Origin of the sequence: Viridibacillus soli (genome assembly GCF_016612995.1) — a bacterium.
Classification (GTDB): Bacteria; Bacillota; Bacilli; order Bacillales_A; family Planococcaceae; genus Viridibacillus; species Viridibacillus soli.
This window is the reverse complement of record NZ_JAEOAH010000003.1, coordinates 25,433-48,274: the sequence shown is the minus strand read 5'-3', so window position 1 is coordinate 48,274 and position 22,842 is coordinate 25,433. Positions and strand designations below refer to the sequence as shown.

General features: G+C 34.6%; 19 protein-coding genes and 5 pseudogenes. 12 read left to right on the top strand and 12 right to left on the bottom strand.

Annotation, left to right across the window (positions count from 1 at the left end; genetic code table 11):
- Positions 1 to 94: 94 nt before the first annotated feature.
- Positions 95 to 264 (bottom strand): annotated as a pseudogene (locus tag JFL43_RS23310) (transposase); the annotation flags it as partial.
- Positions 265 to 531: 267 nt separating this feature from the next.
- Here JFL43_RS23310 and JFL43_RS02145 point away from each other — a divergent pair.
- On the top strand, positions 532 to 1,437 hold the full coding sequence (locus JFL43_RS02145; RefSeq protein ID WP_200747734.1) for a DMT family transporter: 906 nt from the start codon (positions 532 to 534) through the stop codon (positions 1,435 to 1,437).
- 669 nt (positions 1,438 to 2,106) lie between these two features.
- Here the strand turns inward: JFL43_RS02145 and JFL43_RS02140 are convergent.
- From JFL43_RS02140 to JFL43_RS02125, 4 genes are all read right to left on the bottom strand, one after another.
- Entirely contained in the window at positions 2,107 to 3,147 is a 1,041-nt protein-coding gene (locus tag JFL43_RS02140) for a YheC/YheD family endospore coat-associated protein (protein ID WP_200747733.1), read from the bottom strand.
- A gap of 152 nt (positions 3,148 to 3,299) precedes the next feature.
- Positions 3,300 to 3,740: a CotY/CotZ family spore coat protein gene (locus JFL43_RS02135; RefSeq protein ID WP_200747732.1), complete on the bottom strand. Its 441-nt coding sequence runs from the start codon at positions 3,738 to 3,740 to the stop codon at positions 3,300 to 3,302.
- 15 nt (positions 3,741 to 3,755) lie between these two features.
- Positions 3,756 to 4,973 (bottom strand): ATP-grasp domain-containing protein, encoded by a 1,218-nt coding sequence (locus JFL43_RS02130; protein WP_200747731.1) that lies wholly within the window; start codon positions 4,971 to 4,973, stop codon positions 3,756 to 3,758.
- A 901-nt stretch (positions 4,974 to 5,874) separates the two neighbouring features.
- Positions 5,875 to 5,982 (bottom strand): YjcZ family sporulation protein, encoded by a 108-nt coding sequence (locus JFL43_RS02125; protein ID WP_100797282.1) that lies wholly within the window; start codon positions 5,980 to 5,982, stop codon positions 5,875 to 5,877.
- A 185-nt stretch (positions 5,983 to 6,167) separates the two neighbouring features.
- On the opposite strand from JFL43_RS02125, the gene JFL43_RS02120 reads away from it, so the two are divergent.
- The 3 genes and pseudogenes from JFL43_RS02120 to JFL43_RS22290 form a co-directional block, all read left to right on the top strand.
- A complete protein-coding gene (locus JFL43_RS02120) occupies positions 6,168 to 6,812 on the top strand; it encodes a hypothetical protein (RefSeq protein WP_200747730.1) in 645 nt (214 codons plus the stop codon).
- Positions 6,813 to 8,077: 1,265 nt separating this feature from the next.
- On the top strand, positions 8,078 to 8,404 hold the full coding sequence (locus JFL43_RS02115; protein ID WP_200747729.1) for a nucleoside triphosphate pyrophosphohydrolase: 327 nt from the start codon (positions 8,078 to 8,080) through the stop codon (positions 8,402 to 8,404).
- A 6-nt stretch (positions 8,405 to 8,410) separates the two neighbouring features.
- Positions 8,411 to 8,533, top strand: a pseudogene (locus tag JFL43_RS22290) (GNAT family N-acetyltransferase); the annotation flags it as partial.
- A 538-nt stretch (positions 8,534 to 9,071) separates the two neighbouring features.
- On the opposite strand, the gene JFL43_RS02110 reads toward JFL43_RS22290, so the two are convergent.
- Positions 9,072 to 9,644 (bottom strand): DeoR family transcriptional regulator, encoded by a 573-nt coding sequence (locus JFL43_RS02110; RefSeq protein WP_200747728.1) that lies wholly within the window; start codon positions 9,642 to 9,644, stop codon positions 9,072 to 9,074.
- Between the two features lie 745 nt (positions 9,645 to 10,389).
- Here JFL43_RS02110 and JFL43_RS02105 point away from each other — a divergent pair.
- The 4 genes and pseudogenes from JFL43_RS02105 to JFL43_RS23625 form a co-directional block, all read left to right on the top strand.
- Positions 10,390 to 11,223: a polysaccharide deacetylase family protein gene (locus JFL43_RS02105; RefSeq protein ID WP_200747727.1), complete on the top strand. Its 834-nt coding sequence runs from the start codon at positions 10,390 to 10,392 to the stop codon at positions 11,221 to 11,223.
- Between the two features lie 299 nt (positions 11,224 to 11,522).
- Positions 11,523 to 11,720 (top strand): annotated as a pseudogene (locus JFL43_RS02100) (invasion protein); the annotation flags it as partial.
- A 224-nt stretch (positions 11,721 to 11,944) separates the two neighbouring features.
- Positions 11,945 to 12,090: pseudogene (locus JFL43_RS02095) on the top strand (DUF4372 domain-containing protein); the annotation flags it as partial.
- A gap of 69 nt (positions 12,091 to 12,159) precedes the next feature.
- Positions 12,160 to 12,806 (top strand): annotated as a pseudogene (locus JFL43_RS23625) (IS30 family transposase); the annotation flags it as partial.
- Positions 12,807 to 13,383: 577 nt separating this feature from the next.
- On the opposite strand, the gene JFL43_RS02085 reads toward JFL43_RS23625, so the two are convergent.
- The 6 genes from JFL43_RS02085 to JFL43_RS02060 form a co-directional block, all read right to left on the bottom strand.
- A complete protein-coding gene (locus JFL43_RS02085; protein WP_200747726.1) occupies positions 13,384 to 14,199 on the bottom strand; it encodes a carbonic anhydrase in 816 nt (271 codons plus the stop codon).
- Between the two features lie 133 nt (positions 14,200 to 14,332).
- Complete coding sequence (locus tag JFL43_RS02080) at positions 14,333 to 15,403, bottom strand: AbrB family transcriptional regulator (RefSeq protein WP_200747725.1); 1,071 nt, start codon at positions 15,401 to 15,403, stop codon at positions 14,333 to 14,335.
- A 335-nt stretch (positions 15,404 to 15,738) separates the two neighbouring features.
- Positions 15,739 to 17,262, bottom strand: a complete 1,524-nt coding sequence (locus tag JFL43_RS02075) for a solute symporter family protein (protein ID WP_200747983.1) — start codon at positions 17,260 to 17,262, stop codon at positions 15,739 to 15,741.
- Positions 17,263 to 17,267: 5 nt separating this feature from the next.
- Positions 17,268 to 17,660 carry a DUF485 domain-containing protein gene (locus JFL43_RS02070; RefSeq protein ID WP_200747724.1) on the bottom strand — a complete coding sequence of 131 codons (393 nt, stop codon included), beginning with the start codon at positions 17,658 to 17,660 and terminating at the stop codon, positions 17,268 to 17,270.
- 326 nt (positions 17,661 to 17,986) lie between these two features.
- On the bottom strand, positions 17,987 to 19,360 hold the full coding sequence (locus tag JFL43_RS02065; protein WP_200747723.1) for an MATE family efflux transporter: 1,374 nt from the start codon (positions 19,358 to 19,360) through the stop codon (positions 17,987 to 17,989).
- Positions 19,361 to 19,416: 56 nt separating this feature from the next.
- Positions 19,417 to 19,863, bottom strand: coding sequence for a GNAT family N-acetyltransferase (locus tag JFL43_RS02060; protein ID WP_200747722.1), 447 nt, complete (start codon positions 19,861 to 19,863; stop codon positions 19,417 to 19,419).
- Positions 19,864 to 19,971: 108 nt separating this feature from the next.
- On the opposite strand from JFL43_RS02060, the gene JFL43_RS02055 reads away from it, so the two are divergent.
- The 4 genes from JFL43_RS02055 to JFL43_RS02040 all read left to right on the top strand — a co-directional run bounded on the left by JFL43_RS02055 (position 19,972) and on the right by JFL43_RS02040 (position 22,717).
- Entirely contained in the window at positions 19,972 to 20,799 is an 828-nt protein-coding gene (locus tag JFL43_RS02055; RefSeq protein ID WP_200747721.1) for a MerR family transcriptional regulator, read from the top strand.
- A gap of 31 nt (positions 20,800 to 20,830) precedes the next feature.
- Positions 20,831 to 21,703, top strand: a complete 873-nt coding sequence (locus JFL43_RS02050) for a hypothetical protein (protein WP_200747720.1) — start codon at positions 20,831 to 20,833, stop codon at positions 21,701 to 21,703.
- Between the two features lie 28 nt (positions 21,704 to 21,731).
- Positions 21,732 to 22,208 (top strand): hypothetical protein, encoded by a 477-nt coding sequence (locus JFL43_RS02045; protein WP_200747719.1) that lies wholly within the window; start codon positions 21,732 to 21,734, stop codon positions 22,206 to 22,208.
- 155 nt (positions 22,209 to 22,363) lie between these two features.
- The gene (locus JFL43_RS02040; protein WP_234447559.1) at positions 22,364 to 22,717 is read left to right on the top strand and encodes a GNAT family N-acetyltransferase; all 354 of its coding nucleotides are present in this window, start codon (positions 22,364 to 22,366) and stop codon (positions 22,715 to 22,717) included.
- Positions 22,718 to 22,842: the final 125 nt, after the last annotated feature.

Here is a 22,842-nt window from a genome sequence, read left to right as displayed (position 1 = left end):
GAACATTTTTATTAGATTTGGAAAAACCTAGTGAGTGTATGGTTCTTAAATTGAATTTTGTGGATAAATTATAAAATAAGGATAGAAAACAAAGAAAATCACCCTTCATCTGTCCCATTTTGGTTAGATGAAGGGTGATTTTTTCATATTTAGGAAAGCTGTTGTGAGATAGACCTACATTTGAACAGACTTCCGCCCCCGAAACCAAGCGGATCGATAGCCATGTAGTTCTTTGGCATCGGCAAAGCTCCGTTCAATTGTGGAACGGCATGTCAACGAGAGGGAATCGAGCTAGGTAAGTAGGAAGAGGAATTTAAAGAAATATCATGCTGGAATGAATTATACAGTCAAGATATACCGAGAAAGGAATATGACTGTCAATCAATTTTATGAAATCACAAAAGTCTCTAGAGCATAATAGTACATTATCAGAAGTAAAATTGTAGCTTACTATCTTATTACTATGAACTACTTCAGCTTTATCATTTTAGTTACGGATCTACAGTTAAACAGCAGGAAGAAGGAAAACGAATGACAAAATTTATGTACATATTTTGTTTGCTTGTGTGGGGTCTTAATTTTATTGCCGTAAAAATTCAAGGGACTCCAGTCAGCTTAGAGCTATCATTAACATATCGTTTAGTTGTCACAGCAGTATTGTTTTTAATTCTGGTTTGGTTTCTTCGTCCCACAGGAAGACCGACAAGGAAAGACATCCCATTTGTTGTGATCTTTGGTATATGTAACTTTGCATTAAGTTATCTGTGTCTTTATTACGGAACAATTTGGAGTTCGGCAGCTATCGTCACGTTAATTTTTTCACTTAAAGTTATTTTAACGCCAATTGCCCTTCGAATTTTTTTAAAAGAAAAATTACATTCACGCATTTTAATAGGAGGAATTCTGGGCGTATTAGGTGTCTGTATTCTCATCTATCCCACTCTGAACAATTTTCATGATTTTAACGACATAAAAGGGATCCTGATTGCTTTCTTAGGAGCGCTACTTACAGCAGTAGGTGACGCCAGCTCTGCAAGAAATGCTAAACAGAGGATCGACCCGATTTATGCAAATGCGATTGGATTTACAGTCGGAAGTCTATTGATGGGAGTCATTGTATTGATTAAAGGGGAAGAAATTGCACTTCCTACATCAATCTCCTACTTATCAGCACTGCTCTATTTGACATTGGTTGCTTCTTTCGCTGCGTGGCTATTTTATTTAAAACTTGTAGAAAGGATTGGGGGATCCAAAAGTGGTTACATGGTTGCTCTATTCCCCGTAATTGGGGGAATAGCTTCTGTATTAATTGGTGAATCAGATCCATCATTATACTTGTTTGTAGGTTGTCTATTCAGTTGTATGGGAGCTGCAATTGCTTTAGGATTTGGCACACGAAAGCGAAATGAGGAGTTGCCTTTAAAAAGTGTAAATTAAATGATGTTAAAAGATAGACAATCTTTTATTAGTACTTCGTTGTTAGCTGTCTGTTGAACTAGGGAAGTACTGGACTAGAAAAAGGTTCGGTACTTCCCTTTACCATAAGGGGCTATGTTAAAACTCATTATTGATAATTTGAATATTTTAAACTTTCGGCATTTGATTACTATAAAGTAATAATGATTAGGAGGTTGCACAATGAAACTTTGTGACATCATTAATGAAGTGAAAAAATTTAGGATAAGTATTTAAATCGTAATTGGGGGCTATTTTGAATTATTCGCCCACGAAACAAGAAGCGTATTCGATATAAAAGTCGAATACGCTTCTTAATTTTGAGAAAAACAGTATTAAATATTAACATAGCCTACCATAAAGAAAAATCGAGCTTTTAAATTGAGAAATTCCTAAACGGTTAAATACGAGTGTTCGTGACTCTACCCCGAATAGCTTTTTATTTTAGCTATGGTAGATGATATTGTTGATTTTAAATCAAATTTAATGGGGAACCGTAGGTATAAGGTTCCCCATACATCTTCAACTAAAACCATCGTTAGTTCAATAACAAATTTATTTATTAACCTAATGTTGTATGCAGTCCAGTACAAAATTTCTTTTAAAAAACGACCTTCTCAAATAGTAAGGGCAGTTACATTTCTCTAAACCTCAATTCGAGGGCAAGTTCTTCTTATTAAGGGCTAAATATTTGGCGTAATGAATCGTGTTTCTTGCTACGTCTAATTCACTATTAAATATTACTGGGATTCCTGGCCGCCAATTTACTTCAAATAACCACAATCTTTGGTTTTCATCGATTCCAACGTCGATTCCTAATTCATCGAGTGGGAAATCATCGTATAATGAATCAAAATGGTTAGAAAAGCTTAATGAAAAATGCTCAAGTGTTCTTTTGACATTGAACCAGTCATCATTAAACTCTTTTTGTAAAAAACAATCAAGAAAAGCAGTATAACCGCCACTACCTAAATTAGATGTAATACTGCCCAAAGGTCCTATACGGGGGAATATTGATGTTATAACCCATTTGCCTTCTCCGTTTTTTTGTACATGCAAACGGAAATCGGATACATGGCCTGATTTTATCTGACATGATATAAACCTTTGAACTATATATTCTTGTTCCTGAATTTTAAGTAACACCAAGTCTAACAACTCTTCTTTCGTATAAATTGAGATTTTGCCTGCGTCATTAATTTTGAATTCATCATCTTCTTTTTCAATGAAAAGGATGCTCTCACCTTGGTGGCCAGAAATAGGTTTCATAATGATTTTTGGATATAGATTAATCATGTCAAGTAAATCTTTGACATTAGTTAGTTCGAGTGTTGGAATCAGGTATTGTTTGAAATCTTCACCTTCCTTTATCCTTTTATGGACACTCAATTTATCTCCGATTGAATGACTAGTAAATGTAATCCTCTCAGATAAATAGTCGAAGATTCGCTCTGCTTTTTCACCCAAGGGATAACTTGCATTATAAATGACATCTGGAAATGGATATTCCTTGTCAATCCACGCACCATTTTCATAATATTTCCCGGTAATTTTTTGGTTTTCAATATCAACTTTACCAGGTGTAAAGTAAAAAAACTCCACACCTTCAGCTTTAGCCACAACAGAATAGGCATAGGCCTTCATTACTTTTTCAGGTTCTGCTCTATGATGCAGCATTCCAATTAAGACCATATTTCTCCATCTCTCCTTATAAAAGATACCCTTCTAAGAAAATTATTAGAAAAGACTATCCAGTATTCCTCTTTTTATGAACACCTAGATCCTATATTATTAATTTATGATTTTCTCTTTACAATGACAAAGATACAATTCGTCTTTTGTTCCTACCACTTTTGTCCAACAATGATACTTTTACGATCTATTAATTTAGGGCTGATACACTGAATACTGGAAAATTCTTGTATGGATACAATCACTTTAATATTCGTTTTTTCTAATCGATAAGGAATGTGTATGGTGTCTAAACAATTTCCTTCTATATCAATTGGACGTAATAATGATAGGGAGACAACCGAGTCAATTAAATCTTCGACACGGAAAAAGCAAGTTCTAAATGGGGATTGTGAGGTTTGGGTAGTACCAAAAGTAAAATAAGGTTCAGAAGTTGCTGAGGAATATAAAATAAATGGGATGGTTTCCTGAAGTATACCTTGAAAGATTGGTAATTTTGCCTTGTTCTGAGTTTCATAAATCGTTTTCAAAGTAGATTTTACATTACAAACGGACTCGTCTTCTTTTGTTTTTTCATGTCGGCCATCTCTCATTTTTTTTCACTCCAATTAGATAGGTTCAATATAAAAACGGATTTCCTTTGCGGCTTCCTTAGCAGTCCTGATTGCTTCTTCTTTATTTTCTGAAGAAGCCAATACATATCCATAGCGATCGCCCATGGATAAAGGCGGATGTAATATCTTCCCTTTTTTAGGCTTAATAAATACTTCCTCTACCCCATCTATCCGAGAACAGCGGTTTTTTCCTGTCACCTTTATTAAAGTACCCGTAGATTCACTTGTTAAATATTGTGCATATACAAATCTTTTACATTTTTTTTCGAAATTAGGCTCTTGTCCTAAAAATATCTTTATGGTTTCTTCAACTAAATTAATTCCATAGGCTGTTTCAATTATTCGATTCATTGCGCCTCCTGATATCCGAGGGTTTATTTCAATTAGTTTCCATTCACCATTAATTAATCGCATTTCTAAATGGCAAGATCCATTATTCAAATTAAACCGTTCCAGTACCAAACAAACGGTTTCATAGGTTTTATTGTAAAGGACTATGTCCATATCTCCCAATAAACAATAACCAGTAACAATAAAACGGTCGAAAAACGTTATTTCCTGTTCAAGGACTGCAATAATATGAACTTTTCCTTTGTACACACAAGCTTCAATCAAATATTGAGGACCCTCTAAATATTCCTCAATTAATACCTCTCTGTTCCCTTTATTTAATAACGTATTAATGGATTGTTCTAATTGCTTGTCATCTTTGACCAATAACACATCTTTAGAACCAGTTGAAACGGGTGTTTTTACAATGAGAGGAAATAAGCCTTTTTGATTATCGATAAAGTCTTCTAAGGAATCATCTTTTTCAAACTTTGCAAAATAGGGAGATACCGGAAGATCTTTTAAAAGTTCACGTGTTGAAAGCTTATCTTCCATTTTCTCTAAAGGTTCAGGGGACACTGCAGTCAAATCTAATTCTTTTGACAGTTTTGCAGCTACATGAACATAAGGATCAATAAAACTCAATATAGCTTCTATTTTTTTTCCTTGTGCTTGTATTGCTCTTATATTTTCTTTTAACAAATCATGATCCCTCAATTCAGTAAGAACCATTTGGTGAACATCAGGGTAATCGAGCCTGTTTTCAAGGAACCGTTTCCTATCGGTTAATAAAATAGTAAAAAAACCTAGCCTTTCAGCAGCCTTTATTGCCTCTCTACTTGAACCGGATTTATTACTACCTATAAAAATAATCGTTTTCATAAATTAGCTTATCAACCTTTCTATTGCCTTTGTTGGCATTTTTAGTCTGTGAATATAGTTTATTCAATGAAGACTTGATTTGTTTAGGTCAATTTAACTATAAATTAATAATATAATTTAATTGAAACTCTACTATTACAGAGCGAAATCGACAAGTAACCCTTAGGAAATTTTATTAGTTTGTACTTCTTCCTCCATAGACGCGCTTGGCAATGTCCATACCGACAACGAGTGTATTTTCAGCGACATGATTAATTTTATCATTCCATTTAGAATGCATAAGGGAATCCTCCTTGTTTGATGATGAGTCTATGATCGTTGATACTCTAGAGGGCTCTAATACCTCGAGCGTCCTTTAAAAAGGAATTGCTGCCCCTGTTAGCTTAATAAGAAGGGATGCCAATATTGTTTAACCTTATAAATTGACTAATTTACTACTTTCCCATTGGTATCCAATATTTTAATTTCATAAGAGCCAATATGAGATATTGAATTTAGTTCTTTAACGCCGTTCTCCATTGGTTATCCTTATAAGAGATCGAATGTACGATTTATTAAATATCAACAGAGTTATTTAACCTAGCTTTATTTTAAGCATTAACTGAAAGTAGTACATAAGTTATATAAAATCCAATTAAGATAAAGGATTAGATGCGATAGACGGAACTCCTATTATGGTATAAAACCTTTATCAAAGTTGGATGTTAAATTTCATCACTATATTGAATGAATATCTGAAAGAAAATGTGCAGTAAATGAAGTGTGAACTAAATATGTATATGAGGAAAGAAACTATTAAAAGGGTCACTCGGTGGAAAGTGACCCTAAACAAAAAAATCATATATGGAGGTTCCAAGATACTATGGTTAATTAATTATCTTAGCTGCAAAAGATGTTTTTGTTAACATATGAAAGCAGTGCCGACAATAATTAGAAGAATGAATAGTACAACGAGTAGAGCGAATGCTGAACCATTGTTACGTTCACGAAATTCTCCGCCGTATTCCATAATAATCACTCCTTTCTACAATCTATAATATGTATAGTTATAAAAATGAGAGGTGACATTAATCTAATAAATATTTTCTATTATTAGAAAGAGAGTGGAAATTTTTAAAATAGGAGGAATTTTTACACTATTATAGAATATTCTTATAACATCTAAATTTGATTTTCTAGGGGAGGGAGGAATTAATGAAGAAAGTATTTTTATTTCTTTTCATTTGTGTATTTTTAGTTGGTTGTCAACAAAGTACAGACCAAAATACTACGATGGATTCGAACATAGAATCTGAAGTTGCTTTTTTCCCTGACATAGAAATGGGCTTAACATTAAAAGAAGCACTTGGAATCGCCCATAAAGAAGCACTTAAATGGAATAAAGAAGCAATGTTATATAGTGGAACTAGTGTTGACAAGGATAAAGCTCCAACAGGAATGGACGGCAGAAGAAAACATTGGAACATCGAATTTGGTATACCGGGTAAAACAGACTTTTATCTAGTTACTATCCGAGACGGAAAGGTACTAGATAAAGTGCATGTGCCCAATGGAATGGACGACGCTATGCCTAAAAGTCAATTTATTTCTAAAGTTGAAGATTTTAAGTATGATACACCTGAATTACTAAAAGTGGCACAAAAAACCACCAAAATATATCCAGGAGATACTTTTGCTAAGGGATATAATTTTGGTTTCACTAAACACCTGCAAAAAAACGTTCCAATTGTGAAGGTTATCGGTTGGGATCAGGCCAAGAAAAATATGATCTATTTAATGTTCAACGCAGTAACAGGAGAGCTAGAAGATGATTTTGAAAGAGAACAATATAAAAACTAAAAGGGGTTGTATTCATGAAAAAAAATGCGTTTATCTCCATACTTTCTTGCTTTGTATTTATTTTCAAATTATCATCCGAAACACACGCCTCTGAACATACTGAGCTTCGCCAACGGTTCATAATGCCTTGCGCTTCAATAGGGCTACATAATTACTTTAATAGAGCGACGCATGTCAACTTAGCGTTCTCACGCATTGCCTATGAAATAGGTGCAATATAGAAGAGAAAAGTCTATTAAAAAAGGAAAGAACGAAATATTCCAATGGACAAATAATGGTACACCTTATCTAAAACCAGAAGTCCAGCTTCTTTATAAGGGCTGGCTCAAAACAAGTCAGAGAAAAGGATTTTAAGGACTTTCAAACTATCCTCCCATTGCTATTACCAAAAGAAAAGGAATGGCTTAAACTATCTTTAAAAAAACAATTCCCAGAAGGACATAATTGGATTGGCTGCCTTTAAATGATACATAGGATTTATTCACCTTCTTAAAGTAAAGAGGTGCTTTAGTACAAGATTGTTGAGCTGTCCAGACAGCTCTTTTCTTATTCAACTAAAAGGGAAGTTTAGTTTAATAAGGAAAATGTTTATAATGTGTAATTTTTCTGATAAATAGGATTTTTTTCAGGAAGAACGTTAATGTATTAGCAGAAGAGGAAGATTTCAGGGGTTCGAGGAGTATTCTAATAGTATTGGACGAGTTGATATGATGTGGGCTGTATTGTTAGGAGCATTATTAGAAAAAGCCGATGTCCCATATGTAAGAGAACATCGGCTTTTCACTATCTAAACAAACCCATAAAAGATCTTAATTGTCTCATCATATTATATCCGTTCTTTATGGTACCGGCGTGACCCATAAGTGTGTTGAGATGGTTCGGCAGGTTTCCTAAAATACCTGGAGATGAATTGTTAGGGGACATGAAAGATGGGTTCCATCTTTTGTCGTTAGTTTGGCCAAACTGTCGTCCTTGGTAAGGGGCTCCAAATTGTTGTCCCTGATAAGGAGGGCCAAATACTTGTCTATCTCTTTGGGAAAAGGATCTTCTTGGAACTGGTGAAAAAAGTTGCATATACTCACCTCCTAACAGAGTAACCTATCTATAATATATGGCAGTATGCTGTTTGGAATTAGACTTTAATGAAACTATTATTTAAGTACACAAAGAGCAGAAACTTGGGTACATAAAAGAAGGCTACAATTGAACCCTCTTTTCAAATAATTCTAATTTTCTCTATAATAATAGAAAAGGGAGGATCTCCAATGCCAGTTTACAACAAACTAGTACGCGACCTAATACCACAAGTCATTGAAAACTCAGGTAGCAAATTCACTACACGCACCCTAGATCTTTCCGAACACTTAACCGAAATAAAGAAAAAACTATATGAGGAAGTACAGGAATTTCGAGAAACGATGAACCACCAAGATGCACTAGAGGAACTAGCCGACATTTTGGAGCTAATTCATGCTGCTCTTCCTATACATGAAGCAACATATGAGGATCTGGAGAAAATTCGCATTGCAAAGAAACAAAAACGCGGTGGATTTGAAGAAGGGATTTATTTAATAGAGGTTGAGAGTGAATAAGTTACAAGTAGAGCGCTTCCTGAAAGATTCGGTTTCAAGAAGGAAGGGGAAATAAGACAAGCAGAGTGGTTATATGACCATTATGTAGACCACGTTATTTATGGGCTTTTGTTTAATGAATGGAAATAAGCCATTCAAATGATAAACACCCTTGAGCTGTGCAGACAGCTCTTTTTCTTACCTCCAGTCAAGTACCTTTTGAAAGAATTTTATTGGAATAGATGATTTTGGTTTAGGTGGTAGGGGTACCCCTACCACCTAAACCAAAAAAGAATACAATGTCTTCTTAGACAGGTTTAACAACTGAGAACTAATTGTTAGTAAAACCAAGTACACCATTGTTCCAATGACAGGAATGTCTGCCACTGTTCTACCAATGAATACAGACATCATTCCTAACAAGATGTAAACAAGAGATTTGCCTGTGATATACTTACATACCTTTAGCCACCTTTTATTTTTTTCAGTCTCATATGTAATCCAAGCTATGTCAGTTGAATTGGACGTAAGTTGACATTGCCCCAATTAATCCTAACAAGAATGCTTATATACTCCATCCATCTAGTTTAAGTGCCATAGTATATATTGGTCTGCTACTGTATTTGCTAACTGACTTAACCATACATGTATTTGAAGAAGTGCCTCACTCATTAGATAATTTCCTTCTTCAACTATTCCGACAGGACAATCGAAGGTGTTGAGGAAATGATTTCATTATTTCGGAAAATGTATTAACTTTTCCTCCAAATCCCTTCACAAAGTTCTGCGCAAATCCTTCAGTTTCAAATACTAACACTTGTGGCTGACAACAACGGATATGAACAGTAGTGTCTATAACAAACCAAGCTAAGTGGGCACTGATCGTTGTACCTGTTAAAAAATCGGTACAGATTGCTTGTGTAACCTCATCTCCTAACTGTAGATGCCGCAGTATACCACAATGACTACAGCAAGCATTTTCACGTTTTCCATTCGAAAGAATTATTCTATATACTAATCGCTCATCACACTTACGATGACAATACACGCAATCATCGTCTTCAACATGTTGAGGAGACTGATCTCTTACGAGAGTAATCCCACCATATGTCTTCATAATAAATCCTTCCTCTACTAGAGGTTTAATATCTCGGTGTACTGTCATCTCTGATACGCCAAGAGTCTGACTTAACTCTGAGATTTTTAAATTATGTCTATATAAAATCATGTCACGAATAAGTTGTTGCCGTTCTGAAAGCATAGTCTCCTCCTTGATGTTATAACTTAACAAGATATAACATCATTTTATTACAGCGAATAAAATAATCAATATGAGTCACGTATCATTTTGTTACATTGTTATGAACACTCCTCTAAGGATTGTAAAATCATTACTCAAAGGTTACTATATTGTGCAATGTTAAAGCACAAATGATGAATATATTCCATATTGAGGTGTTTATGGAAAGCTTGTTTTCAAGTATCAATCTTATTTTAATTTGATCTAGCTATTAGAAATGTAAAGGAGTATCTCGTAGTCATATGAGATAGCCCTTTTAACTTAATGAAGCATTGGCAAGAAGTTGAGCCGGACTATCTTGTTCAACTAAAGGAGCAGTATACCTTTTCTATTATCAATCTTTATAAAATCTTTATTTTTTCTTTACTTACTTTTAAATTTTTTGTTTTAAAGTAATTTTATAAAGAAATGGAGGCTAGAAAATGAGTTTTTTAAAGGCGTTTATCCTTATGTATACAGTTATTCTTTATTTTCAATCGAATAAAAGAAAGCTAGGTATTCGAGAAAAAGGTGTGGTTTTAATGGATGTACCATAGAAAACTCGCTCCCTTACAACAGTAACTGTGCCGAAAGTGATAAAAGCGGATGTGGTAATTACAATTAAAAACCGCTACATAATGTAATAACAACGGCATTTCTTCATTGCCACCTTTGTAAAGTTCAATTTATATATACTGCATATACAACCGATTGAGAGAGATAAATAATGAAACTATCAAGAAATAATAAAAAGAGAATATTTAAGACCGTACTATCATTAGGAATTCTTCTAACAACAGCATTTTTAGTGTATTTTTCAATAAGCAAATTCAATTCTACTTCTGCAAAAGAGGGAGTTAAAGAAAATAGTGAAGGAGCTCTGGAACAACCAAAAGAGAAAGAAAAAATAGAGCATGAAAAAAAGAAAAAACCTGATGGAAAGCCAGAAGGGAAAGTAGTGTATTTAACATTCGATGATGGGCCGAGTACATTGACAGGTCAATTTTTAGATGTATTAAAAGAGCAAAAAGTCAAAGCAACATTTTTTATGATAGGAAAAAACCTACAAAATGCGGGGTTCCAAGAAAATGTTAAACGAGCGATAAAAGAAGGTCATTATATCGGTGGACATAGTATGACACATGATAGTAAGAGGTTATACACTGATGGGCAATTTGTACCAGAGATGAAAGAAGCATTAGAGCTTATCCGTAATATTACAGGCACAAATCCTACGTTGGTTCGTTCTCCATATGGTTCAGCACCGGGATTGAAAGACCAACAAATTCGGGACCAAATTGTAGAAGCTGGTATTAAAGTTTGGGATTGGACAATTGATTCTCGTGATTGGGAGCTAAAAGATAATCCTAATCAAATTGTAGAAAATATTAAAAAGGGAACAACAGATGACGTGGAGGTCATTCTTGTACATGAAAAGCCACAAACATTACAAGCACTTCCAGAAATCATCAAATATTATAAAGAAAAAGGATATGAGTTTGGTGTTTATCAGGATGTTGACCATTTTCACCTGAATTTCCAAAAAGACGCACGCTTGTAGGCTGACAATAATACAGAAGCTCTGTGCTAACAGGATTCTCTTTTTATTTGATGAAGAGAAGTCACAACAAATAGTAATGTAAAACCGGCTGAAGGGGTATCAGTAATTAATGAAAAAGAGAATAATCAAATGATAAACGATTACGAGTACATTCCCCACGAATATGATTATTAGTAACAATCTTTGATACGGACAAGTGAGGTGACATGGATGAGAGGATCATTAATAATAATTGGAGTATTTATTTTGGTTTTAATAGTATGGATATATCTTGTAAAATATGCATATGACCAACGTAAACCAATACACGAATTGCAATATCTAATACGACAAATGCATACAACCGTGGTTTATAGCAAAAATTAAAAGGACTAGAGCTATTAAAACATGTTGCTAATACTTCAGGTTGGCCTGGAAATAAGGGTGTTCAATGGACAGAGAAACAGACAGGCTATAACAAGGGATTAGAAAACAAATTAATTACAATGCTCTCCAAAGAAAATCTAGGAGGGCATTTTTATTTTAATCAAAACAGCAAGAGGAAAGGTGACCTATTGCTAAAAAATCAACATTTAACTCTTTCAACATAATACTAATTGTTAACACACTAGCGTTGCATTAAAATAACTTTAGTTTTAAAAATACTCAAAATGTTCAATAATCTTGTTTTGTGTATAAAAAAAGTCCTTTATAACGGATAAAATCAGGTGGTAACCCGTCCATATCCACTAATAAAGGAACTACATATGGACAATGGTTTTACCCATAAATCTTCAACTTTTTGAAGAAAACGTGAAAACGATGAAATTAGATGCTTATACGAAAAAATTTACGACGGATTCATTCTTAAAATTACTGCTTTTTTCTTAGCTACAGGAAACAGAAAGTCTGCAAGCGCTGAGTGATTGTCTTTTCGACGAATATCTATTACATCAACTATTTGAAGGACCTACCTTATGCTCCAAGACATTATATAATTATATCGAACAAGGCTTCATGAACATTAGAAACATAGATTTGCCGATGAAAACTCGACTGAACACCAAGAAAAAACGTTCTCGTAAAAATAAACGTGTACTCGGCCGTAGTATTGAAGACCGTCCAGCTGGAATAAATAAACGTGAAGATTTCGGACGTTGGGAGATTGATACAGTGATTGGTAAGAAAAGTAAAGATTCTGTACTCTTAACGCTTACAGAACGCAAAACACGCCAAGAAATTATTATGAAGATTGCAGGTAAAGCAAGTGAAGCTGTAAGTAAGGCTATCAATTCATTCAAAAAGAATGTGGTCCGAACTTTTCAAAAGCGTTCAAAACAATTACTGCCGACAATGGACCTGGACTCTACACTAAAAAAGAAGATACGGACATCTACTTTACCCACCCCTATACGTCCTGTGAGCGAGGGACAAATGAGCGCCATAACGGGTTAATTCGACGTTTCATTCCCAAAGGAAAGGCAATTGCCGAGGAGACCATTTCACACGTTGAAAAATGGTGTAACCAACTGCCACGTAAAATTCTTGGATACCGAACACCTGAAGAATGTTTCCATGAGGAACTCTCTCTCTTGATTGGTTGATAGGCAGGGTACCATCTTCAGCTACTTGACATGGAGCCTCTGCGGGCATAAGTTCCAAGCCATGAAGCCAGCTCAATGATACTGACTTGGGCCTGCAAAGGCTATCATGCCCGCCACTCCAAGTAAAGTAGCGAGTTAGTATCTCTATGTCCAAACTCTCATGCCATATGTATAGAAAATACCGGTTTATCAAGATTTATCGTTTGTTGCATTTAATATTGCAATTTAGGTGATTGTTTAATTGATTATTGTCCTAATAATAGTATTGACACTTCAAATGCAAAAACATATGTACATGAAGGGAGTCAAAGAATGGAGTTAAACCAGGAGACTTACCTATACATAACTGATTAATGATTTCTTCTGATCCCTAATCAACACACTTGATAGTACTTGAAACTATTAAAATGAGGCATGTATAAAAACACCTCCAAGTTGATTTGGTGTACATATACCTGAATTTCAACTTGGAGGTGTTTTCATTTTTTTCATGATACGTGCACAGTTTAATCACTTATCATGAGATGTAAATGTTTTCTTCAGAAGAAAGTTGTTTCAGTTACAAATCTTTATCTTATTACGGCATTTTTAAAACTTCTCTGTTATTGAGAGGTTGAATAGGTCTGTTGTTATGTGGGAATATGGCGCTAAATGCGTCAATTTGTTCTTGCGACATTTCAATATTTTGTTCCAAAACGGACCATTTAATACCTTCTGAACAAGGCGGAGTAGTTAAGGAACCACTATATCGAAATACTTTCTTATCATCAGGTAATAAGTTAGCGAGGTCTATGGCATTGTTTAAAGGAATATCTGCTTCTGTTACTTTAGGTGGCAGCTTTGACCACATTTCAGCCAATGCCCTATTTTCATTACCGGCTTCGATAAGAACCGCGAGAACAGCTCGCTTTCCTTCGCTATTTTCATGAATAAAATGCCCTTCCATAGCATAATGTTGTTCGTTAATTTTATGCTCACTTGGCGTATGGAAGTGCATTTGTAACAATGTGTATTCATCACCGTCTATTAATATTGAGTTTTTTCTGGAAACATCATTGGCTTGTATGGTGTGTCCATTATTCATGATCGTAAATATTGTAGGCTGATAATTTATTTTGATATCTCCTATGCTTTTATCCAACTTCACATCTTCAAGTTCAATGTCGATAGGAGATTGCTCTTTTCCATTGGCGCACATTGAAAATGATGGATCTAAATTTGCCCATTTATTCGGACCGGTCTCTCCTTCATAAGACCATTGAATAGGCTTTGCTGTTGTTGCTACCAGTTTGTTTTCGGGCATTTTTTGTGGTGCTTGGGCCAGGGAAGCGTATGCGGCTATCGAGAGACAAGCAGTTGCTGCGAATAATCCAATAAATTTCTTAATTTTCATGAATTTCTCTCCTTTTTTGCTGAAGCTGTTACTTCATACAAATAAGGTAACCATAAAGTGTTGTTATTATTTGAGTATTTGATAAAATTTAAAAATTATTTTTAAACACCGTCCGAATAAATGGACGGTGTTATTAACTGTGTGCATTTTTGTTTCGATAACGCTTCAATACAAAAGTCAAAAACGGTGGAATGAGTATATAGATATAAAGCATGCGAAACACTTGATAAATGGTTATCGTAGAGACATCTGCTCCGACTTCATGCGCTATGATACCCATCTGATCCATGCCACCTGGTGCTAAACTTAAGAATCCTGTCAATATAGATGTATTCTCTAAACGCACCATCACAAAAATACTTAATAAAAAAGTAACCCCAATTAGTAATAGACTGCTAGCAAAGGCTAATGTAAATATCTGCTTCTTGTAATATAAATTCTCGGGTTTTAACAATAAGCCAATATGTGTACCAATAAGCAATTGACAGAGACTTAATACTCCAATAGGCAATGGTGAGGCTTGTATAAATGTTAAGTTAGAAATGAGTGTAACAATAATCGGACCAAGTATATATGGGGCAGGGATATGTAGCTTTTTTGAAACTTTCATTCCTAAAATGCAAAGAAGGGCGAAAATAGCTAATGTACCATAGTTAATAGGATTAACTGCTTCTGTAACAATATTATTAGAGGATCCAGATTGAATCCATGGTAAGTACAATACCATTGGTACTAAAAAAACGACCATTATAACTCGAATGGTATGAAAAAAAGTGACAGTTGTCATATCAATACCATCCATCTCTTCTGCAAAAATAAGAATTTGAGATAGTCCACCAGGTACACTACTTGTCAAAGCAGTAGGATAATCCATATGACCAACTTTAGAGACAATAAATGCAAAAACAATACTTATAACAAATGTAAAAGTAGTAATACCAAACATCACTGGAACATGCAGTGCCATTTCAAATAAAATCTTTGCTGTAAAAGTACTTCCAAGTGAATAACCAATAACTAGTAAACCTGCGTCACGGAAAGTCTTGGGCCATTTAAGTTGTAGATGAAATACCTTAGTAGCGATTAATACCGAAGTCATCGGACCAAGTAAATAGGGAATCGGTGCATGAATCAGTTGAAATAATAATACGCCACAAATCGCAATTACTGCAGTCAGTATTACTTGTCCTGTTGTATTTTTCATGAGCAAAATCCTTTATCGATTGATGTGTTTTCTTTTATTATGACAGATATAAGTGATTATGATAAATTTTCAATTGAATAATGGGTATTGCAAGTAGTGAGAAGAGAACTATAAAAGGGAAGTAGAGAATGTAGTTTATGTAGGATAAAAACATCTCATTTTCTAATGTTAATGTTCCTATAAAAATTGGAAATTACATTTGTCGTAGTAGTGTCATGATGAAATGAAACTCGTAAATAATCCTCGGATGAGCTGTCAACTAAGATTAAGTGTATACAACAAAAAACTGCTACTAGCTAAGCTAGTAAGCAGTTTTCCGTAAGTTGAAAGATAGATTATTTTAAGCCAGTGTTCGCTTTAACTGTAACTTCAGCGTATTTACGAGCGTCAGATTTAGCACCAACTAGTGAGCCAATCCATCCTGCAAGGAAGCCAAGTGGAACAGAAATGATAGCAGGGTTAGTCAGTGGGAATAATGCAGTTCCCGTGAAAATAGCTGAACCATCTGGGTTCCAAAGGTTTGGACTTAATACTACAAGAACAAGAGCAGAAACCAGACCTGTGATCATAGCTGCTAATGCACCAGTTGTGTTGAATTTTTTGTAGTAGATTGTGTAAATGATAACCGGTAAGTTAGCACTTGCCGCAATACAAAACGCTAAAGATACTAAGAACGCAACGTTCATTGTTTGAGCACCTAAAGCTAAGATGATAGAGAATACAGATACGCCAATTGAAGCAAGGCGCGCTGCTTTCATTTGCTCTTTCTCTGTTACTTTACCTTTTTTGATGATTTGTCCATAAATATCATGAGCAAATGCAGATGCACCAGATAATACAAGACCTGCTACTACCGCTAAGATTGTTGCGAATGCAACTGCACAGATGAATGACATTAACATGTCGCCACCAAGAGCTTGCGCTAGAAGTGGTGCAGCCATATTACCAGCAGCGTTTGCATCAATAATTTTCTCAGAACCAACGAATGCAGCAGCACCGAAGCCTAGGAAAATAGTTAAGATATAGAAAATACCAACGATCCAAGTAGCATAAACAACTGAGCTACGTGCAGTTTTTGCATCTTTTACAGTGAAGAAACGCATTAAAATATGTGGTAAACCAGCAGTACCTAGAACTAGGGCAATCATCATTGACATTGTATCAATGCCGTTTGAATATTTTGCACCAGCATTTAAGTAACCTTCACCATGTGGTGTTGCTGTTTTCATCGTGTTGAACATTTCAATAATGTTGAAGTTGAATTTCCATAAGACCATAACTGAAATAATCACTGTACCAATCATTAGTAATACGGCTTTAATAATTTGTACCCAACTTGTTGCAGCCATCCCGCCCCAAAGAACGTAGATCGTCATCATAACACCTACAAGAAGTACAGCAACCCAATAATCAATGCCTAATAATAATTGAATAAGTCCGCCTGCACCAACTAGCTGTGCAATCATGTAAAATAATACAATAGTAATTGTACTTACCGCGGCAGCTCCGCGAACTTTCTTTTGATCAAAGCGAGCAGTAATCATATCCGCTAGAGTATAGCGACCAAGGTTTCGTAATGGCTCTGCTACGATATATAATACAACTAAGTAAGCTACTAAATAACCAATACTATAGAAGAAACCGTCAAATCCGAATAGGGCAATTGCACCTGCAATCCCTAGGAATGATGCTGCTGATAAGTAGTCACCAGCGATTGCAATACCATTTTGCCAGCCTGTTAAACCACCACCTGCTGTATAGAATTCACTAGCTGAGTTTGTTTGCTTCGATGCTAAGTATGTAACGAATAGTGTTAAACCTACTATTGCAACGAAGAAAGAAATACCGACAATACTCATACCCATTAGAAATCACCACCCTTTACCTTCTCAATAATTGATTCTGCTTCTTTGTCGAATTTGTTTGCTTTGTTCACATAAATCATACATAAAGTCCATGTCATGATGAATTGTGCTAATGCAAATATCCATACTAATGTGATGTCACCAATTACTTTGACACTTAACACATCTGTGAATGACGTTAAAATCGGTAAAGTGAAATAGAAAAGTAAGAAAAAGATCGAAACCGGAACGAGAAATGAATTTTTCTTTTTCACCAACGACTTGAATTCTGGACTACCTGCAATTGCTACATAGTCATCAGCAGTAATCTTTTTGTCACGTTTTTTACTTGTTTTTTCAGAAAAATCTGAATTTTTGGCTGAGTTGAGAACGCTTTCAAGCTTATGATCCATTATAAATCCCCCTTTTTGAAAAATAAGAGTTAGTAGTGATTATCAAAAACCCTTTAGATAATCATATTCAAATCTCTTTAAAATAGCAATGCTTTTCTATTAGAAAAATAAAATATTTCTATATTATGTTGTTTTTTTTCTGTATAAATCAAAAATATCCTAATTTCAACACCTGATTAAGATGGCGGAAATTAGGATATAAATGATGGGAAAGGCTCTTGAACATTTAACTAATGTAAAAAAACCACTATATTCTGTTGTTTTATAGGTAAATAGTTTTATTAATTAGTAAATATAAGTTTTAGCGAGCAATTTGATAGATTTTATTATGAAATAACGGAATGAGCGCTATTTTCATTTAAATTTCTCTCTGGGGAGATATTACGAAACACTTTTTTTCCAATAAATAATCCAATTCCTGTTACTCCTTCGGCTAAAGTAAATGCCAACCAAATATATTCAGGTCCAAAATACGTAGGTAAAATCCATAATAACGGTAAAAACAATACTAAGCTTCTCAAAATGATAATGATCATCGACAATCGAATCCGTTTGATTGATTGATAATATTCAGCCATAATCAAATTAAAGCTTAAAAATAAATAACCGATGAAGAAGTATGAAATTCCTTCTTTCGTAAAAGCAGTAACTTCAGGGTCTGTCACTCCAAATAATGCAATCATTGGATCGGCTAAAAACCAGCCCATGAGTAATATGACAACACCGAAGCCAACACCAGTTATCAAACCTAGTTTCAGAAATGCTTGTAAACGGTCAAATAATTTGGCACCAAAATGAAAGCTTACGATTGGCTGTAGGGCAGCACCAATTCCAATGAAAATCATTAAAAAAACAACGTGTAAATAGTTTACTACGGCATAGGCTGTTACCCCTATTTCACCAACAAAATGACTAAATGTAATGTTATAAGCAACGACAATAATAGCAGCAGATCCTTCTACGACAAAGCTTGGTGAGCCGATTTTCAAAATTTCACTTACTATTTTACGATCAGGTGAGAACTTCACAAAACGTAGGACACTCTCTTTACGTACGAAATGATACAGTAACACAAATAGTCCAATTATCGTTGAGAACGCGGTTGCATAAGCAGCTCCTTCAACACCCATATTCATCATGAAAATAAAAATATAGTTGAAAACGATATTTAATATTGAAGTTGTAACTAAACCAATCATAGCAAGTGTTGGATTACCATCATTACGAATGAAGATACTAAGAATATTCTCCAGCACATAAACAATCCCAAATAATAATATGATATGCAAATAATCTTTTACATAAGGGAATATTACGTCACTTGCTCCGAATAGATAAGCAATCTCTTCTTGTTTCCATAAGCTTAGAGCCACTAAAATACCGACAATTGATACGGCTAAAACGAATGACTGCGTGAAAATCGAACGCGCTTTTTTGGTATCTCCTTGACCGAGTGAGATAGAATACAAGGTTGCACCACCCATCCCAATCCACAAAGAAATCGACAATAGAATAGAGAAAATGGGTACCGCAATATTAACGCCTGCTAATGCCTCAGGTCCAATACCATTACTAACAAATATACCATCCACCAAAATATTTATAGCCATTAACAGCATCCCTAAAAGAGAAGGGACTAAATAAGATGCAAAAACCTTTGGCACCGGTCTATTTTGCAAATTGAAAGTTGACTCTGACATCTTAATACTCCTTAAAATCGAGAAGCACACATATCCGTTTATAATGTGGGGTTAAGCTATACTGCTTTAACCATAATCTTCTCGTTGTGAACATCAAGTTCACCATTAAATTGAAATCCGAACTTTTGATATAAGTAAATCGCCTTAGGATTATCCTCGTAGACGCTTAAGTAAATTTTTCTACATTTATATTCTTCAGTGAGCTTTGTGATTAACGCTTGTAGCATATTTTTGCCAAATCCATGACCTTGGAACTTGGCATCAATGAGGAAGCGATCAATCCATACACGACCTTCGTCTTCATGTGGGAAAAATCCATACATCGCAAATCCAACTAACTGCTGATCAGCATACAATCCTACAGGGTGATAATGTAAATCATCTTTAGCTTCTTGTAAGCATTCTTCAGGTGTTTCAATAAATCTTTTTTGTTCTTTCGCCACACATAATTGCGAGACGGCCTTTTCATTTTCTTTTGTTACGTCATGAATCTCTATACTCATGACTATCAGTTCCTTTCAGTCTAGACAAGTCTTTTTACTAACCATTTTTTATGGTATAGTAACATCATAAGGTATATGGTAACCGTATAGTCAAGGAGGTGAACTAAAATGAGTGATAATTTACGTAAATATTTTACAACAGGCGAATTCGCAAAGATTTGTCGTGTAAAAAAACAAACTCTCTTTCACTATGATGAAATTGGCCTATTAACACCAGAGATTAAAACAGCAAAAGGGTATCGTTATTATTCTTACCAACAATATGAAGTTTTTGCTGTTATTGAGCTTTTAAAAGAGCTGAAAATGCCGTTAAAAGAGATAAGAGCTTTTTTACAAAATAAAACGCCAATTGAATCGATTGAATTATTAGAACAGCAATCTCAGCTCATCGAGCAAAAAATTCATAACCTTGCGCATCTAAGGAAAATCCTTGATACGAAAATAGCCATAACAAAAAATGCACTTCAAACAGACTTTGAGAATATCACGGTAGTCCATTCAGAAGAAGAAAATCTATTAATAAGCGAAAGTACTTTAGATACATCGGATAAGGTATTTCTCAAAACGGTTTCAAACTTTATCAACTATAGCGATAATTACGAACTATATACTGGTCATCCAATTGGTGGTATGCTTCATAGAGATAAAATGATGGAGCGCGATTTTGAAAATTATTCATTTCTATATACGAAAATGAAAAACAGCTGGCAAGGAGAAAACCTATGGAAGAAACCAAAGGGTCTATATATCGTCGGATATCATATCGGAGATGAAATGAATATTTTTGAAACTTATGATCGAATGATTGCGTATAGTAAAGAACAACATTTACAATTAAATGGCTATTCATACGAGGAATATATTTTAGATGCAGTATCTGTAAATGACTTAGAAAACTACGTCACTAAAATTATGATTGAGGTTGTAAAAGGTTGATATCCATTGGCGCTCTGGGAGATTAAATCATATGACGGTACAAATACAACAACCAAAGGATATTCCATTATTAACAGTTTTTTTAGAAATGATGAATAATCAACAAGAGCATCATATTGGCTTTTGTAGTTTAGAACGGCATACCATTCACTCGAAGCTAACATACTTTTTCTCCGATTTAACTTTAGAGGAGTCTTTTATTGTCGCTTATGATGAAGGAGAGATCATTGGTGCACTTGGCTTTGATATCTATTCAACATTAAACAAAGCGAAAGTATGTGGCCCTTTTGTCAAATATCCTGACAAATATCCACAGTTAGTCGAGGAAATGTGGTTTGCACTAAATAGGAACGTTCCAGCATCACTGCAATCATTTGAATTCCTAGTAAATACAAACAACTACAGTATTCGGAAATTCTTATTAAAGTTACAGGCCATTGAAGTGAAACGAATGATTATGATAAAAGCACTAAAAAATTTTGTAAGTACATTTAATAGAGATCATTCCACTAAGATTCATTCAAATGTTCATCCGTTTCATAAATCTTTTTGCCAGTTGCTACAAATTGATGAGGAGCAATGGTTTCAATTTGCGGCTACTCTAAATGAGGACCAAAAATTACTTTTCTACATAAATGAAATAGAAGATATTTTGGGGTATGTATATGTGAGGGTTGAAGCGATGTATTTTTTAGGTGAAATACATCATTATACATTTCTTGACTTACCAAATGAAAAGCGTGCACAGTTAATCTATGAATCGTTGCAGCACATTTTCTCATATCCTCAGTTTACGCAAACAGAGATGTATCTGGACAAAGCTGAACAATTGGATGTATTTACAGATGCTGGGTTTCAAGTGGGCGATGAAATGATATACTATCAATATAAAAAAACAACTTAATATGTCAGTTTAAAATGGGGCGGTTTTATTGTCAAAAAAGATAATTTTATTATCAGGATCATTATTGATTTTCGTGCTTATCGGTTATTATTTTTTAGTTGCGCATTTTGATATTACAAGGCATGCAGAACGAATGATTGAAGCGAAAATTCCAAAGGGAGCGGTATTAGTATCGAAAAATGATAGACATAAGCTCTTCAAAAACAATGGGGAATTTTATGTGGAATATCATTTGAAACCGAAACAGGTGAAGAAATTTAAAGAATCGATTGCAGAACATGAGAGTTGGAAGACATTACCTGCTAATGAAGACTTGCGGCAACTAGTAGCGAAACAGATTAAACATACTCTACCTGTAGATGAACTAACGGGAAACTACTTCTTTAAAAATGATAAAAATGACGATACTATTGCAGAAATTATGAAAAGCGATACGTATGAATATACAATAGCGATTTTTAATGAGCATTTAGGCACTTTATATATTTTGAAAAAAGGAAATTAAAGTGAGGGGAATTAAAAATGCACGGATCACCTATTATTCAGCCATACTCAGCTCCATTTCAAAGACAAGTCATCGAGCTAATATTAAATATCCAACAAAACGAGTACAATGTACCAATTACCATTGAAGAGTAACCTGATTTACTGCAAATAGAGATGGAATATCAAGTAGGTAAGGGGAATTTTTGGATTTCGACAGTAAATGATAAAGTGATTGGTACAATTAGTTTGTATGATATAGGAAATAATCAGCTCGCATTAAAGAAAATGTTCGTTGCAAAACAATTCCGTGGTCAAGGTTATAGAACAGCACAATTGTTACTAGAAACAGCTATTTCTTGGGCTAAATACCACAATGCAATAGAAATCTTTTTAGGAACAACACCACAATTTCTAGCAGCACATCGCTTTTATGAAAAAAACGGCTTTATGGAAATAACTGCATCCGAACTTCCGCCAGCATTTCCATTGTTAGAGGTAGATAAGAAATTTTATCGTTACGGACTATAAAAAGGGGCAGCTTACTTAACAGTAGCTGCTCCTTTGTCATTTTTCATCTACCAATTGTGGTTTGAGACATAGTTGAATTTTGCAACAGAAGATCGTTTTCAAATGTATGATAGTCCTATAATATA

What these genes read in the sequence shown, in the direction of transcription:
- JFL43_RS02145 (WP_200747734.1), top strand. Translation starts at nt 532, where the DNA reads ATGACAAAATTTATGTACATATTTTGTTTGCTTGTGTGGGGTCTTAAT.
- JFL43_RS02140 (WP_200747733.1), bottom strand. Translation starts at nt 3,147, where the DNA reads ATGGTCTTAATTGGAATGCTGCATCATAGAGCAGAACCTGAAAAAGTA.
- JFL43_RS02135 (WP_200747732.1), bottom strand. Translation starts at nt 3,740, where the DNA reads ATGAGAGATGGCCGACATGAAAAAACAAAAGAAGACGAGTCCGTTTGT.
- JFL43_RS02130 (WP_200747731.1), bottom strand. Translation starts at nt 4,973, where the DNA reads ATGAAAACGATTATTTTTATAGGTAGTAATAAATCCGGTTCAAGTAGA.
- JFL43_RS02125 (WP_100797282.1), bottom strand. Translation starts at nt 5,982, where the DNA reads ATGGAATACGGCGGAGAATTTCGTGAACGTAACAATGGTTCAGCATTC.
- JFL43_RS02120 (WP_200747730.1), top strand. Translation starts at nt 6,168, where the DNA reads ATGAAGAAAGTATTTTTATTTCTTTTCATTTGTGTATTTTTAGTTGGT.
- JFL43_RS02115 (WP_200747729.1), top strand. Translation starts at nt 8,078, where the DNA reads ATGCCAGTTTACAACAAACTAGTACGCGACCTAATACCACAAGTCATT.
- JFL43_RS02110 (WP_200747728.1), bottom strand. Translation starts at nt 9,644, where the DNA reads ATGCTTTCAGAACGGCAACAACTTATTCGTGACATGATTTTATATAGA.
- JFL43_RS02105 (WP_200747727.1), top strand. Translation starts at nt 10,390, where the DNA reads ATGAAACTATCAAGAAATAATAAAAAGAGAATATTTAAGACCGTACTA.
- JFL43_RS02085 (WP_200747726.1), bottom strand. Translation starts at nt 14,199, where the DNA reads ATGAAAATTAAGAAATTTATTGGATTATTCGCAGCAACTGCTTGTCTC.
- JFL43_RS02080 (WP_200747725.1), bottom strand. Translation starts at nt 15,403, where the DNA reads ATGAAAAATACAACAGGACAAGTAATACTGACTGCAGTAATTGCGATT.
- JFL43_RS02075 (WP_200747983.1), bottom strand. Translation starts at nt 17,262, where the DNA reads ATGAGTATTGTCGGTATTTCTTTCTTCGTTGCAATAGTAGGTTTAACA.
- JFL43_RS02070 (WP_200747724.1), bottom strand. Translation starts at nt 17,660, where the DNA reads ATGGATCATAAGCTTGAAAGCGTTCTCAACTCAGCCAAAAATTCAGAT.
- JFL43_RS02065 (WP_200747723.1), bottom strand. Translation starts at nt 19,360, where the DNA reads ATGTCAGAGTCAACTTTCAATTTGCAAAATAGACCGGTGCCAAAGGTT.
- JFL43_RS02060 (WP_200747722.1), bottom strand. Translation starts at nt 19,863, where the DNA reads ATGAGTATAGAGATTCATGACGTAACAAAAGAAAATGAAAAGGCCGTC.
- JFL43_RS02055 (WP_200747721.1), top strand. Translation starts at nt 19,972, where the DNA reads ATGAGTGATAATTTACGTAAATATTTTACAACAGGCGAATTCGCAAAG.
- JFL43_RS02050 (WP_200747720.1), top strand. Translation starts at nt 20,831, where the DNA reads ATGACGGTACAAATACAACAACCAAAGGATATTCCATTATTAACAGTT.
- JFL43_RS02040 (WP_234447559.1), top strand. Translation starts at nt 22,364, where the DNA reads ATGGAATATCAAGTAGGTAAGGGGAATTTTTGGATTTCGACAGTAAAT.